Consider the following 14,270-nt stretch of genomic DNA (forward strand, 5'->3'; position numbering starts at 1 on the left):
GGGTTGTCGTCGGGGGCGGCGGTGTCTTTTCGGCGGTAGGAGGGGGTGCCTGGCTCGACGGCGGCGGCGCTTGCGGCGCTGGTCCTTGGGTGCCGGGCGGTGGCGGCGCCGGCTCCGGGCTTCCCTCGGTTGGCGGCGGCGGGGCAGGCGCGGAAGTAGTCGGGGCCGGGCTCACCCCCGGCGGGCGTGTCGCGGGTTTGTCGTTGGAGCCCAGCGCGATCGCCACCGCGGTGCCGACCAGCAGCACCGCGACGACCGTGGCGACGATGATCACCGCCGGCAGGCGATACCACGGGATGACCGGCGGCTCAGGCTTCGACTCCGGGGGCGTGTCATGGTCGAACGCCAGCTGCGGGCGGGCAGAGGTGTAGCCGGAACCGCCGGCATCCGCGTAGTCGGCGCCGGGCACGGGCATGACGCGGGAATCATCGTCGGCTTCCGACCAGGCCAGCGCGGGCTGCAATGCCGACGCGGGCGCATCCGCACCATCCGGTGCCAGCGGGGCAAGCGGCGGCGCCAGCGGCGCCAGTGCCGTCGCGGCGACCGGCGGAGCCGAGGTCAACACCGTCGCACTGGTGTCGGCGGGCCCTCGGGCCGCCCGCAACGCCGCGCCGATAGCGGCGGTCAGTTGCGGGCGCGGCGCCGTGACCACCGGAACGCCAAATCGCCCCGACAGCGTCGTGGTGACCGACGCGATGTTGGCACCACCACCGACGGAAATGATCGCGACCAGGTCCGCCGGATGAATTCCGTTGCGCGCCAACGTCTGTTCCATAACTGCGGCGACACCGTCCAACGCCTCGCGAATCGTCTCGTCGAGCTCGTTTCGGGTGAGCCGGATTTCGCGATGCATCCCCGGCAACTCGTCGGCCAGGGTGGTCACCGTGCTGTGCGAGAGCCGCTGCTTGGCATTGCGGCATTCGATCCGCAGCCGGTTCAACGAGCCGATGGCCGCGGTCCCGGACGGGTCGAACGAACCGGTGGCCGGCATCTCCGACATCACGTAGGTCAGTAGCGCCTGGTCGATCAAATCACCGGAGAAGTCTCGATGCCGCACCGTCGCGGCGACCGGCTGATAATCACCGGCCGCATCGACCAGCGTGATGCTGGTCCCGCTGCCGCCGAAGTCGCAGACCGCGACGATGCCGCGGGCCGGTATCCCTGGGTTGGCCCGCATCGCGAACAGCGCGGCCGCCGCGTCGGGGATCAGCAGTGGCTGGGCGTCGTGCGACCATTCCGGCACCCGGCTCAGCGCGGCACCCAACGCGTCGACCGCGGCCGTCCCCCAGTGGGCGGGATAGGTCAGCGCGACATCGTCGGGCAGGGCCCGCCCACCGGTGGCGGTGTAGGCCAGAGCACGCAGACTGTCGACCACCAGAGCCTCGCTGCGGTGCATCGAGCCGTCGGCCGCGACGATGCCGACCGGGTCCCCCACCCGGTCCACGAAGTCACTCATGACCAGGCCGGACTGATCCAGTCTCGGGTTTTCCGACGGCAGTCCGACCTCGGGCGGGCGCTGCCGATACAAGGTCAGCACCGGCTTGCGGGTGATCGCGTGGTCGGCGGTCACCGCCGCCAGGTTGGTGGCACCGATCGACAGACCCAGTGCGGGCCGTGGTCCTTCTGCCATGGTTAGTCCCCGTCCGGCTGCGCGCCCCCGCGCCCGCCTACCCGAAATTGTGCCGTCTACACCTATAGCCGTTCTTTGCGCCGGCTATGCGCGAGCTGTATAACGACATGGCTCAGCGGATGGTGCCCGCGCCGGGAATCAGTGGCAGGTCCAGCGCGGTGACCCAGCCCGGAGACAGGTCGTTGACCGCCGGGACGGCGTTGAGCGCCCGCATCCCGGTCGCCAGGCACCCGGCGGTGGCCGCATCGCGGCCCGAGCCGTCGGTGAACCGGAACGCGGTTTCCTGGAAGATGCTGGGGGTTCCGTCGATGTCCACCCGGTAGACGTCGTCGTCGTGACCTGAGGGCCAGTCGGGTGCGGCGTCGCGGCCGATGCGGTTGACGTGCTCGAGTTGAATGCGCGTCTCGCCCCGGTAGATGCCGTTGATGGTGAAGCGGACGGCGGCGACCTGACCGGGCTTGATGACGCCCTTCACCGAGCGACGCTCAGTGGGCGTCACCCACTTGTCCCAGGTGGTGGTGATCTCGTCGAGCATGATCCCGGCGGCGTGCGCGATCATCGGGACGGTGGCGCCCCACGCGAAAATCAACACCTCGCGGTTTTCCAGGATCGGGCTGAATTCGGGCTCCCGCCCGATGCCCATTTCTTTCTCGTAGTCGCCTTCGTAGTTGGTGTAGTCCAGCAGCTCGGCAGCGCGCACCCGCCGCACCTCCGAACACAGCCCCATCAGAGTCATCGGAAACAGGTCGTTGGCGAATCCCGGGTCGATGCCGGTGGTGAAACAGGACGACTCCCCCAGCTCGCACGCCTCGGTGATGGGCTGGATCCACTGCGGCGGGTTCAGGTGCATCGTCGGCCAGATCCACGGCGTCATCGCGGTCGAGCACACGTCGATGCCGGCCCGCAGGAACCGGGTGATCAGCGCGATGTTGGCGTCGGCCTGCATCGCCGTCGGTCCGTAGTGCACCAATGCGTCAGGCTTGAGCGCGATCAGGGCGTCGACGTCGTCGGTGGCGACGATGCCCACCGGCTCGGGCAGCCCGCAGATGTCGCCGACGTCGCGCCCGACCTTGCCGGGGTTGCTGACGCCGACCCCGACCAGTTCGAACACCGGATGCTTGACGATTTCGGCGATCACCATCTTGCCGACGAAGCCGGTGCCCCAGACGACTATTCGCTTTGCGTCCCGTTGCGACATCAACCGCCACCTCCCGGCTTCACCCTAAGCGACGCGAAGCCGCAAGCCCGGACAAGGCTGGGACAAGGCTGGGACAAGGCTGGGACACCTCTAGCATCGGAGCGGTGCGAAGCCGGCCAGCGTTGAGTGCGTGGCGCTTCGTCGCGGTGTTCGGCGTGGTCAGCCTGCTCGCCGACTTCGTCTACGAGGGCGCGCGGTCGATCACTGGTCCGCTGCTGGCGTCCCTGGGTGCGACCGGACTGGTGGTCGGCGTGGTGACCGGCATCGGCGAGGCCGCCGCGTTGGCGCTGCGGTTGGTGTCGGGTCCCCTGGCAGATCGAACCCGACGATTCTGGGCGTGGACGGTCGCCGGCTACGCGCTGGCGCTGACCACGGTTCCGCTGCTGGGAGTCGCGGGCGCGTTGTGGGTCGCCTGCAGCTTGGTGATCGCCGAGCGTGTCGGCAAGGCGGTGCGCAGTCCCGCCAAGGACACGTTGCTGTCGCACGCCGCCAGCGTCACCGGTCGCGGCCGCGGCTTTGCCGTGCACGAGGCGCTCGACCAGGTGGGGGCGGTGATCGGCCCGCTGACCGTGGCCGGGGTGCTCGCCGTCACCGGCAACGACTACGCGCCCGCGCTCGGGGTGCTGGCGCTGCCGGGTGCGGCGGCGCTGGCGCTGCTGCTGTGGCTGCGGGTCCGGGTGCCGCATCCGGACTCCTATGAAGGCCCATCGGCTTCCGCGGTATCACCCGATGGTGTTGCAGCGCAACGGTTCTGGGAGTTGCCGCCACGGTTCTGGCTGTACTGCGGATTCACCGCGATCACCATGTCCGGCTTCGCCACCTTCGGGTTGTTGTCGTTTCACATGGTCACCCACGGCTTGCTGAGCGCTGCCGCGGTGCCGGTGGTCTACGCGGCCGCGATGGCCGCGGATGCGCTGGCCGCTCTGGCTTCCGGCTACAGCTACGACCGGTTCGGCGGGAAAAGCCTTGCGGCACTGCCGCTTCTGTCGAGCATGGTGGTCTTGTTCGCCTTCAGCGGCAACACCGCGATGGTAGTAGTGGGCGCGCTGTTGTGGGGTGCGGCCGTGGGGATCCAGGAATCCACGCTGCGGGCCGTGGTCGCCGACATGGTCACCGCCCCGCGGCGAGCCAGCGCTTACGGTGTGTTCGCGGCCGGACTGGGCGCGGCAAGCGCGGCTGGCGGCGCCCTCGTCGGCTGGCTGTACGAGATCTCCACCGGCACGGTGGTCGTGGTGGTGGTCGCAATCCAGTTGGTTGCGCTGCTCGGCATGTTCGCCATCGGGTTACCGCGCGGTGCGGCGCCAACGCCTGCCCAAACCCCTTTCACGCCGTCCTAAGTGGTGACACGATGGACAACCATGACCAGTCGATCGGCAGCCAAGCTACGTCACCTCAAACGCCTAAGCGGACCCGCCGCGGTGTGCGCTCTCGGCATCGGCTTCACAGCCACATGTGGTCTGGCGAACGCGGATCCACTTCCTCAGCTACCGCAGGTCCGCTACGAGGTGAGTGGCAGCGGTGTCGCCGAGTACATCTCGTACCAAACCGACACCGGTCAGAAGCGTGCGGTCAATGTGGGCCTGCCATGGTCGACGCAGTTCACCGCCTTCGGCGCTCAGGTGTTCGTGCTCAGCGCGCAGGGGCCGGGCAGCATCACCTGCAGAATTCTGCTCGGCGGCAACGTGGTGACGCAGCAGACGGCGACGGGCGCGCCGGGACACACGGTCTGCACGCATTGACATTGCCGGGTCACTAACTCGGCCGCTGGCGGTTAAGCTCGCCAATGTCACCCTTCAAGGACGAAGCGGGACAAAGGAGGAGCACGGTGGACCTCAGGACTGACCGCAATGCCGGCCTGCTGCCCCGGGCCAACGGCACGCCGCCGCCGGAGGTTCCGCTGTCCGAGATCGACCTGGGTTCGCTGGAATTCTGGGGCCGCGACGACGACTTTCGCGACGGCGCCTTCGCCACCTTGCGGCGGGAAGCCCCGGTCTCGTTCTGGCCGGCGCTCGAATTGCCGGGATTCACCGGTGGCGCCGGACATTGGGCACTGACCCGCCACGACGACGTCTTTTTCGCCAGCCGCCATCCGGAGGTCTTCCATTCCTCCCCCAACATCACGATCAACGACCAGACGCCGGAATTGGCCGAGTACTTCGGCTCGATGATCGTGCTCGACGATCCCCGGCACCAGCGGCTGCGCTCCATCGTCAGCAGGGCGTTCACGCCCAAGGTGGTGGCCCGCATCGAGGCGTCGGTGCGCGACCGCGCGCAGCGGCTGGTCGCGGCGATGATCACCAACCATCCCGACGGCCAAGCCGACCTGGTCAGCGAGCTGGCCGGGCCGCTGCCGTTGCAGATCATTTGCGACATGATGGGGATTCCCGAAGAGGACCACCATCGGATATTCCATTGGACCAACGTGATTCTCGGGTTCGGCGACCCGGATCTGACGACCGATTTCGAAGAGTTTCTTCACGTTTCAATGGACATCGGCGCCTATGCCACCGCACTGGCCGAAGACCGCCGCATCAACCACCACAACGATCTGACCACGAGCCTGGTCGAAGCCGAGGTCGACGGCGAGCGGCTGTCGTCGTCGGAGATCGCGATGTTCTTCATCCTGCTGGTGGTGGCCGGCAACGAGACCACCCGCAACGCGATCAGCCACGGCGTGCTGGCGCTGTCGCGCTATCCGGAGGAACGACAAAGGTGGTGGTCGAACTACGACGCGCTGGCGCATACCGCGGTCGAGGAGATCGTGCGCTGGGCGTCTCCGGTGGTCTACATGCGCCGCACCCTGAGCGAGGACGTCGAACTCCGAGGCGTCACGATGGCCGCCGGGGACAAGGTCTCACTGTGGTATTGCTCGGCCAACCGGGATGAGTCGAAATTTGCCGATCCGTGGCGGTTCGACGTGGCGCGCGACCCCAACCCGCACTTGGGTTTCGGCGGTGGTGGCGCGCATTTCTGCCTGGGGGCCAACCTGGCTCGCCGCGAGATCAGGGTGGTGTTCGACGAATTGCGCCGGCAAATGCCCGACGTCGTCGTGACCGAGGAGCCGGCTCGGTTGCTGTCGCAGTTCATTCACGGCATCAAACGGCTTCCGGTGGCCTGGGGTCATTGAGATGACCGATGTCGATGTCTGCGTGGTGGGCGCTGGATTCGCTGGTCTGACGGCTGCGCTTCGGCTCAAACAGGCCGGTCGTTCCGTCACGTTGCTGGAGGCACGGGACCGGGTTGGCGGCCGGACCTTCACCGTCGAGCGTGACGACGGATCCTGGATCGACAAGGGCGGTGCCTGGATCGGGCCGACTCAGGACCGAATCTATGCGCTGATGCACGAATTCGGGGTCTCGGCCTTCAAGCAGTACACCGGCGGCGAAGCCATGATGGTGGTCGACGGCAAACAGCACCGCTACCAGGGCACTGTCCCGTGGACCATGAGCCCGTGGGCATCGCTGAATCTGGGCGCAGCCATGTTCGAAATCGGCCAGATGTGCAAGACGATCCCGCTCGACGCGCCATGGGAAGCTAAGAAGGCCGCCAAGTGGGATCGCATGACGCTGGCCCAGTGGCTGCGCAACAACGTCATGTCCAAGGCGGCCCACGACCTGCTGGAAACCGCCATCGCCGGCACCTACACCTCGGACGCTTCCGAGGTGTCCATGCTTTTCGTTCTCTACCAGATGGCATCAGGCGGTGGGCCCGGTTTCGTACTGGGTGGCGACGGCGGCTCGCAAGACTCCCGGCCGGTCGGAGGTATGGGTGCCATCTACCGGCCGATGGCCGCCGAGCTGGATGACGCGATCACGTTGTCCCGGCCGGTGCGGTCCATCAGCCAGGACTCCGACGGCGTCACCGTGCAAGCGGACGGTCTGACGGTGCGGGCCGGTCGGGTCATCGTCGCGGTGCCGCTGGCCATCGCCAGCCAAATCGTCTATGAGCCAATGCTTCCCACCGATCGGTCGTTTTTGCATCAGCGGATGCCCAGCGGTGCGATCGTCAAGGTCTCGATCGTCTACGACGAGCCGTTCTGGCGCGCCTGCGGCCTTTCCGGCCAAAGCGCTGCGCCGGGATCGCTGGCGACGGTCACCATCGACGGCTGCCCCGACACCGGCGCCCCCGGCGTGCTGGTTGTGGTCATCGAGGGCCCCACAGCGCGGCAATACGAGCGTCTTGACGAGGCGGGGCGCCGCCAGGCGGTGCTCGACGCCCTGGTGGACCGGTTCGGCGCCAGGGCCGGCGGGCCGGTGGACTACGTGGAGCAGAACTGGAGCCGTGAGCGTTATTCCGGGGGCGGAATGATCAGCCACGCACCCCCGGGTGTGCTCACCCAGTTCGGGCATGCACTGCGAAGGCCGTGCGGCCGCATTCACTGGGCGGGCACCGAGACATCGGCCACCATGTGCGGCTGGGTCGATGGCGCGATTCGCTCCGGTGAGCGGGCCGCCAGCGAAGTCATGACGACCGAGACGCTGACGGTGGCTTAAATTTAAGCAAATACACGGACAGCACCCGCGGGTATACGCTCAGCCATTCGGGCGGCTGCGGGAATCGCTTCACGCGAGATGCATTCTGGCCCAACCAGTTCAGCGCGCAGCGGTAGGCGCCGATGTTAGCCGGCGGAAATGGGTAGCGGTAGTACCGCGCGAACAGCTCCACGTGGGCGCGAAGGATCAGCTTGCCGAGTCGGCCGTCCGGCATGTCCTCGAACACCATGACGCTACGACGTGCGACTCGGTGACACTCCTTGACCAACGCCGCCGGATCATGGCTGTGATGCAGCACCTCGCTAAGCACGATATGGTCAAATGCGCTGTCACAGTATGGGATTGCGGTGCCATCGAACAGGCGGAACGAGATAGGCGTTTTGCGCGAATCCTGCACGTCCACGCCGCTGGCGTCCACCCCGTACATCTGCTGCAGATAGGCCGACAGATGGCCGGTTCCACACCCGACGTCCAGGACGGTGTCCCCCTCGTCGAGATAGCCCGCGAGCGCTTCGGCCTGTCTGCGTAATCTGGCCGACGGCCGCATGACGTTCAGCGCGTCCACGAGACCCGGTGGCGAAGGCAGCTGCACGGCGATCATTGTGCCCGGAAAACCTCTCGGAGGGTGGGCGACCCGCTGCGGCGGCGCCGGTGGATGCAACCACTCGATGGCGCCGGCTACCGCGTTTACTCTCAAGCATGCCCATTCCCGCATTTCCCGCCACGGACGTGCTGGCCGCCCGGCAGAAGCTGGTGCTCGACCATTTCCACGACGAGGTCCGCCACGACTGGGACGCCGTGCTATCAACCTTCCCGCATCCGCGTTACGAGCTGATCCCGCAACTGACCGTCCACGACGGCGACGAGGCGGTACGCGGTTACTACGGCTACACCCGGACTGCGTTCCCGGACCAGGACCACGAAATCATTGCCTTGCGCCACAGCGCCGATGCGGTGATCGTCGAGTTCTGGCTGATGGGAACCCACCGCGGCTACCTCGGCAAGATCCCGCCCACCGGAAGCCGGTTCCGGGTTCGCATGACCGCGTACTTCGTTTTCGACGACACCGAAAGACTTGTCTGCGAACGTATTTACTTCAACACGCTGACAATGATCAAGCAGCTGGTCGGCGGCCTGGATCTGAAGAAGCCGGCGAACTGGCTATTGGCCGCATGCTGCCTGCGTGGCTTGCTGGCGATGTCGTCGGAGCCACCGGACCCCGCATTGACCAACACCACGCCGCCGGCCTTCGTCGAAGCCCGGACTTAGGCGAGTACGCTTTCGCACCGAGGTCCCCGATGCTGAGAATCCCGCTGCAATGAGGCAAAGAATCCGTCATCTGGTGTGCGGCCTGTTGGCGGCCGCGCTGTCGGCGGGCGCACTGTTGGCGGGCTGTGCCACCAACAGCGTCCAGGCCGGCACCAGCTCCGCCGGCAGTAAGCCGACAACGGCGGCCGTGAGCACCAGCACACCACGTACCCCGGCTGGCCCACGCACCGAGAAATGGATTGCCCTGCAGGTCGGCGAATGCGTGGCCGACCTGCCACCGGCCGACCTCAGCCGGATCACCGTCACCGTGGTCGACTGTGGGACACCGCATTTGGCCGAGGTGTACCTGCGCGCGCCGGTGGCGGTCGACAACGCCATCGGCACTGTCGCGAATCGCGAGTGCGCGGCCGGGATCGGGTCTTACACCGGGCAATCGGTGGACCACGGCGCATATTCCATGACTTACCTGATCGACTCCAACCAAGACAGAACCGGAGCCAATCCCACCCCGAGCACCGTCATCTGCCTGCTGCAAGCGCCGAACGGGCAGCTTCTCACCGGATCCGCGCGTCACTGATGCGATCTCGACGCGGTCCGGTCGAGCACGCGAATATTGTGGGCGGTGTCGCGGCTTTCCTCCCGCGCAATCACCTCGACCCATTCCGACAACGGCGGTGGCGGGTTCAGATGGCGTCTGATCCACCAGGCAAAAATCGTGTCGTGATCGTCAATGACTTTGAGCCGGTTGCTCTCCGGCTCGACCAGCAGCTGTTGTGCGAATGTCCATGCCATGTCTCGAGATTGCCGCAGTTCTGCATCGAGGAGGCCGATGTCGTCGCCGGTCAACTGGCTACGGTAGCGGGCAAAGCCCGGCGAGATCTGTTCCGTGGCGTCGGCTATGACGTTGGCCTGGCTCACCAGAATGGCATTGACCGCGTCGAAGTCGTTGCGTAGCGGCTCCAACGCATCACCGGCGGTTTCGGCGGCGGTGATACCCAGATCGAAGGTGTCGTGCGCGTTCATCGCGGTGAGCATGTGCTGCAACATGATTGGCTCATCGCTGTCGTTCGTCTCAAAGGCGGCCTGCCACACCTGCGACGGATTGCCAGTGCCGCTGCCGAAATAGCGGTGCAGGGCATCGAAATACCGCCGCGCGAACGTCACTCCAAACCGGGTCGTGCGCGGTCCGTCCTCGAACACTCCCCGATCAACGGCATCACCAATCGCGATAATCGACCGCTTGTACATGACAGCGAAATATCCGGCCGGGTTGGCCGTGTCAACGGACCAGTCGATGATCGACTGCAGCGCGCTGACGACGTCGTCCAGACTGTCGACGCGCGATAGCGGGGGCGGCATGCCGTTTAGTATCCAACGCCAGCCAACCACAGGTAGCATCATCAGGCGGTTTCACGCGTCCAACCGCAGCGGCCGCGGGAGGGTCACTATGGCAAACAGTGACAACCCGGTCCCGCAGGGGCGGATCCGGCGGACCATGCCGTTGGCCGGTTTCGCCGCCCGGGCCGCGGGCGGGCGCATCGTGGCGGGACTACGGGAGAAGACCGGCGACACCGGCGCCGTCGCCCGCTTCCACGAACGCACCGCCGAACGGTACTCGGAACTCCTGGGCCGCTCCAAGGGTGTGCTCATGAAAGCCGGACAGATTCTTTCCGTGATGGACACGAGTTGGGTTGGTAACGGCCAGTTTACCGGTTACCAGGCCGCACTGGCGCACCTGCAGGCCGATGCCCCGCCGATGGATCCGGCCCTGGCCCGCGAGGTGCTGCAGGCCGATCTTGGCCGGGCGGCCGAGGAGGTCTTCGCCGAGTTCGACGACGAGCCGATGGCTGCTGCGTCCATCGGGCAGGTGCACCGGGCGGTGCTGCACGACGGTCGCCGAGTGGCGGTCAAAATCCAGTATCCGGGCGCGGCCGAAGCCATCCGCGACGATCTGGCCAACACCGAATTGCTCGCGAGCTTTTTGCGGCTGGTGTCCACGACGTTGGGCAACGTGATTCAGACCGATGTCAAGCGGGCCGCGCGCGAGGTCGCCGCTCGCATCGGCGAGGAAATCGACTACCGCCACGAAGCGGCCAACATCGCCGCGTTCGCCGGGCTGTACCGCGACCATCCATTCATCCGGATCCCGGATGTCGTTGCCGAAGCATCGGGCGATCGGGTGTTGACGATGACCTATCTGGACGGAATGGATTGGGCTGCGGCCCAAGGTGCGGACCAGGAGCTCAAGAACCGCTGGGCCGAGGCCATCTTGCGGTTTGCCACCGGTTCGGCCCGCCACGCGAATCTGTTTCACGCCGATCCGCACCCCGGCAACTACCGGTTCGGGTCCGACGGGCGGGTCGGCTTTCTCGACTTCGGCTGTGTGAAGGTCGTTCCCGAGCCGTTTCGCCACAAATACATGCACACCGTCCGGGCCGCCCTGGACGGACGGGCTCACCAGCTGCGCGAGCTCATGGTGGACGCGGGCTTTCTGACCGCCGATTCCGGCCTGACCGGCACCCAGGTGTACCAATGGTGGGCCGAGATCCTTCAGGAGGCCCTGGGCCCGCAGCCGGTCACCTTCACCAGGGACACCTCGCGGCGGGCGCTGCGCGCACTGGTCCCACTGTCGCCCGACCACCCGGTTCGCCGCATGTCGCTACCCGAGGACCTGGTTTTCATGTCGCGAATCAGCCTCAACGTCAATGCAATATGCGCCATGCTCAGGGCCAGCGTGCACGCCCGATCGATCGCCGATGACCTCGACGGAGTCACGGACCCGATCACACCGTTGGGCAAGCAGCATCGCGCCTGGGTGCGCCGGCGCGGACTGCCATTCGGGTTGGACCGCCATGACCATCCCTAGCACAACGGCGCCCCGGCTGCCGTGGACGGCCGCCGACCCTTACCCGTTCTACGAGCGACACCGCCGCGACGGCGATGCGATATGAGACCCGACCGCGCAGAGCTGGCTGGTGTTCGGCTACCGCGCCGCACAACAGGTGCTCGGCGGATCGGGATGGTCGATCGACCCGCTGACCAACCCCAATGCGCGGCAGGCGGTCCACAAGGCCGGCAGCGAATTGTTGAAACGGTCCATGCTGTTCACCGACGGCGACGAGCACCGCCGGTTACGCGCGTCGGTGCGCGACGTTTTCACGCCCTCCGTCATCGAGGGCCTCACCGCGGGCGTGCAATCCATTGCCGCGGCGGTCATCGGCCATCCCCCACCAGGCGCCGTGTTCGACTTCATGACCGACATCTGCCTGCCCCTGCCGCTCGCGGTTATAGCCGAGTGGATAGGGCTGGACGTGCAGACCTCGAAACTTGTTGGCGTGCACTTCGTCCGGGATCATCCCGAACTCGGGTACGATCGGAGTGGTTGCAGGCAGAAATAATGTCCATGCGGTTCCTTCGCACACTCAGACGAAACTAAAGGCGAGGCGAATCCATCGACTTCGGCCAGAGCATGAAACACAGGCCGCCAAAGACCGCCGCCGACTAATTCGCCGCGTGTGTAACACGCTCGGCGCGAAGCCAATGCGCCACGTTATAAAGGTCCATAGAACGTGGCGTACCGACGCATTTTCTGCGCACGCGTTGCGCCACCACTATTACCCACGTCGTCAGCGGAACGCGTACTGAGGCCCGCAACTCGTGATCGCACGACGAACACGTAGTGGGTCTCCATCTGGCCACCGAGGGTCCAGCTGTCAGTACCGGAAGGGGCCGCAGCGACTAGGAACGGCTCGGACCCGACGCCACCCGGTTGGTCGACCTGGCTGGCGATCCAAAGGCTGCGGGTTGCAAAGTTGCGTTAGCTCGCGTGTGGGTCGCGGGGTTTGGTAGCCCAGAGGTTGGCCCAGTCGCGTTCTTCTTGTTGCTTGAGCTGGTGTAGCTCCTTGGAGGGTCCGACGAGTTCGACTGCTGGGTCGGGCAGCGCGTAGAAGTCGCCGATGCCGCGCGCGGATTCGTGGTCGCCTGTGTCGATGAAGCAGTATCCGTGGCCATTGAATGCGGTTGTCTCAGATGCGATGCCGAGGTACTGCAGTGCGCCGCCCACCGCGGTTTTCGCGTGGCCTTTGGCCATAATCGCCGCTTTGGGCAGAGGCCGGCCGCTGGGGGTGGTGATCCCGGTGATATCGCCGATGGCCCAAACGCCTTCGTGTTCGGTAGCCAGGGTGTGGGCGTCGACGCTGATCCATCCCGGGCCCCCGGCCAACCCTGACGCCGGTTCGTGGGGCGGGACGAACAGGAGCAGGTCAAATGGTGCGGTGATTTCGTCTTGGAACTGAATCAACCGGGTGGCCGCGTCGACGCTTTGGCATTGCATGTTTGGGTGAAAACCGATGTGCGCGTCTTCGAGCAGGGTCATCAGCTTTCGGCCTGGGCCGGTGCCCGCTGAGGGCATCGGCTGAGGCTCCACCGTGAAGATGTCGATCTGCGTGTGAGTTCGTCTTCCGTGCTCGATGAGGTAGTCATGGATGAGCAGCGCGCCCTCGTAGGGTGCGACCGGGCAACGATATGGTAGCGACGGAATGAGCACAGCGACGTTCCCGCCGGCAAAATCCTTTAGCGCGTGGTGCGCGTGATTCGCCTCGGCGATGCTGTAGAAGTGGTGGGCGACTCCGGCAGCGGCCGCTTCGGCGAGCCCGGGAACTTTGCCCGGATTGTTTCTGGCGCCGAGCGCCACGATGAGCGCGTCATAATCCGTGGCAAAGTGCTCACCTAGCACCTTTTTGCGCTGGGTATCGATGGTGGTAACGGTGCCGGTGATGGTGCGGACGCCGTCGAGCGCCTGGTCACTGGGTGTAAGTGTGGCTTGTTCGGCGGTCCTCCAGCCGCGCATGATCCAGGGCAAGGTGAAGCCTTGAAAATGGGTGAACTCCTGGTCGATCAGGGTGACCTCAAGGTCGCTGTTGCGAAGCATCTTTCGTTGTCTCAACTCGCCGATGGCGGTGAGTCCTCCGATGCCCGCGCCGAGTATCACGAGTTTCTTCGTCATGATTGCTTCGCCTTTCTGCGTTCTATCGGTTAGCTAGTTCGATCTGCCCTCGCCGAGACGAACCCGCGGGTTGCGATTAGGTTGCTGTCTCTGGCGTCGTTGGCCAGCGTGAGCTGTTCGGTTCGCGCGTCAACGGTTTTCGCATCGGTGCTTGGCAACAACGTTGCACAGCACTGCAGGTTGATCTGCTGATTCGCGTCCCCAGCGCAATGTGCCAGCAGCGCAGCGCAGGCGACGGGGTCAGGTAGTCTGCGTTCTGCTGGGGCCACTGGCATTGCTGACCGGTCCTGAATTGTCGTGCTGATTCACCGACCGCCGTCGCGGCGGCCACGACACCTGAAGCCGGGGCGAGGAATAGGTTTTCCAACTCGGCCTCGGTTAGTCCGAAGTTACTGCTGTTTAGGTAGGGGTTTTCCCGGTTTGACCTGGGGTTTTGGCGGGTTTGGTGGTGTGGTGTTTGTCTACCTGACTATGCGGCGATGGTGAGGGGGATGGTGGCTTCGATGAGGTCGAAAGCGCGGCGTTGTTCGGGGGTGGGGTCGGTGAGTTTGTCGATTTCGATGTCGGTGTTGTGGTAGCGGATCCTGTTGCGGGTCAAAGTCTTGAGGTGTTCGAGTAGGCCAGCGAAAGTCCGTAAAGGGTGGCCCTGGGAGTCTTGCTTGGTGGAGACTTTAG

General features: G+C 65.7%; 13 protein-coding genes and 1 pseudogene. 8 read left to right on the forward strand and 6 right to left on the reverse strand.

Annotated elements, in window-relative coordinates:
• Both EET03_RS16490 and EET03_RS16495 read right to left on the reverse strand, forming a co-directional pair.
• Window positions 1–1,630 (reverse strand): Hsp70 family protein (locus EET03_RS16490; RefSeq protein ID WP_122508794.1); only part of this gene is annotated, 1,630 nt, incomplete at its 3' end.
• 112 nt (window positions 1,631–1,742) lie between these two features.
• Window positions 1,743–2,828: an NAD(P)H-dependent amine dehydrogenase family protein gene (locus EET03_RS16495; protein ID WP_075541182.1), complete on the reverse strand. Its 1,086-nt coding sequence runs from the start codon at window positions 2,826–2,828 to the stop codon at window positions 1,743–1,745.
• 68 nt (window positions 2,829–2,896) lie between these two features.
• Between EET03_RS16495 and EET03_RS16500 the strand changes: the two genes are divergently transcribed.
• The 4 genes from EET03_RS16500 to EET03_RS16515 all read left to right on the forward strand — a co-directional run bounded on the left by EET03_RS16500 (window position 2,897) and on the right by EET03_RS16515 (window position 7,321).
• Window positions 2,897–4,165, forward strand: coding sequence for an MFS transporter (locus EET03_RS16500; RefSeq protein ID WP_075541192.1), 1,269 nt, complete (start codon window positions 2,897–2,899; stop codon window positions 4,163–4,165).
• Between the two features lie 21 nt (window positions 4,166–4,186).
• On the forward strand, window positions 4,187–4,567 hold the full coding sequence (locus EET03_RS16505; RefSeq protein WP_075541183.1) for an MmpS family transport accessory protein: 381 nt from the start codon (window positions 4,187–4,189) through the stop codon (window positions 4,565–4,567).
• A 116-nt stretch (window positions 4,568–4,683) separates the two neighbouring features.
• Window positions 4,684–5,955 carry a cytochrome P450 gene (locus tag EET03_RS16510; RefSeq protein WP_244232400.1) on the forward strand — a complete coding sequence of 424 codons (1,272 nt, stop codon included), beginning with the start codon at window positions 4,684–4,686 and terminating at the stop codon, window positions 5,953–5,955.
• Between the two features lies 1 nt (window position 5,956).
• Entirely contained in the window at window positions 5,957–7,321 is a 1,365-nt protein-coding gene (locus tag EET03_RS16515; protein WP_075541185.1) for a flavin monoamine oxidase family protein, read from the forward strand.
• On the opposite strand, the gene EET03_RS16520 is transcribed toward EET03_RS16515, so the two are convergent.
• Complete coding sequence (locus tag EET03_RS16520) at window positions 7,290–7,922, reverse strand: class I SAM-dependent methyltransferase (protein ID WP_075541186.1); 633 nt, start codon at window positions 7,920–7,922, stop codon at window positions 7,290–7,292. The two genes, EET03_RS16515 and EET03_RS16520, sit on opposite strands and share 32 nt — an antisense overlap.
• A gap of 98 nt (window positions 7,923–8,020) precedes the next feature.
• On the opposite strand from EET03_RS16520, the gene EET03_RS16525 reads away from it, so the two are divergent.
• A complete protein-coding gene (locus EET03_RS16525; protein ID WP_075541187.1) occupies window positions 8,021–8,590 on the forward strand; it encodes an ester cyclase in 570 nt (189 codons plus the stop codon).
• Between the two features lie 49 nt (window positions 8,591–8,639).
• Window positions 8,640–9,167 carry a hypothetical protein gene (locus tag EET03_RS16530; protein ID WP_075541188.1) on the forward strand — a complete coding sequence of 176 codons (528 nt, stop codon included), beginning with the start codon at window positions 8,640–8,642 and terminating at the stop codon, window positions 9,165–9,167.
• Here the strand turns inward: EET03_RS16530 and EET03_RS16535 are convergent.
• A complete protein-coding gene (locus EET03_RS16535) occupies window positions 9,161–9,979 on the reverse strand; it encodes a DUF5995 family protein (RefSeq protein ID WP_136625711.1) in 819 nt (272 codons plus the stop codon). The genes EET03_RS16530 and EET03_RS16535 overlap by 7 nt on opposite strands.
• Before the next feature lie 58 nt (window positions 9,980–10,037).
• Between EET03_RS16535 and EET03_RS16540 the strand changes: the two genes are divergently transcribed.
• Together EET03_RS16540 and EET03_RS16545 are read left to right on the forward strand one after the other, a co-directional pair.
• Entirely contained in the window at window positions 10,038–11,456 is a 1,419-nt protein-coding gene (locus tag EET03_RS16540) for an ABC1 kinase family protein (protein WP_082274445.1), read from the forward strand.
• Between the two features lie 109 nt (window positions 11,457–11,565).
• Window positions 11,566–11,988 carry a cytochrome P450 family protein gene (locus EET03_RS16545; RefSeq protein WP_075541190.1) on the forward strand — a complete coding sequence of 141 codons (423 nt, stop codon included), beginning with the start codon at window positions 11,566–11,568 and terminating at the stop codon, window positions 11,986–11,988.
• Window positions 11,989–12,407: 419 nt separating this feature from the next.
• On the opposite strand, the gene EET03_RS16550 is transcribed toward EET03_RS16545, so the two are convergent.
• Complete coding sequence (locus EET03_RS16550) at window positions 12,408–13,595, reverse strand: NAD(P)/FAD-dependent oxidoreductase (protein ID WP_099193598.1); 1,188 nt, start codon at window positions 13,593–13,595, stop codon at window positions 12,408–12,410.
• Between the two features lie 469 nt (window positions 13,596–14,064).
• Window positions 14,065–14,270 (reverse strand): annotated as a pseudogene (locus EET03_RS30865) (IS1634 family transposase); the annotation flags it as partial.

Origin of the sequence: Mycobacterium innocens, assembly GCF_900566055.1 — a bacterium.
In the GTDB taxonomy this organism is placed as follows: Bacteria; Actinomycetota; Actinomycetes; order Mycobacteriales; family Mycobacteriaceae; genus Mycobacterium; species Mycobacterium innocens.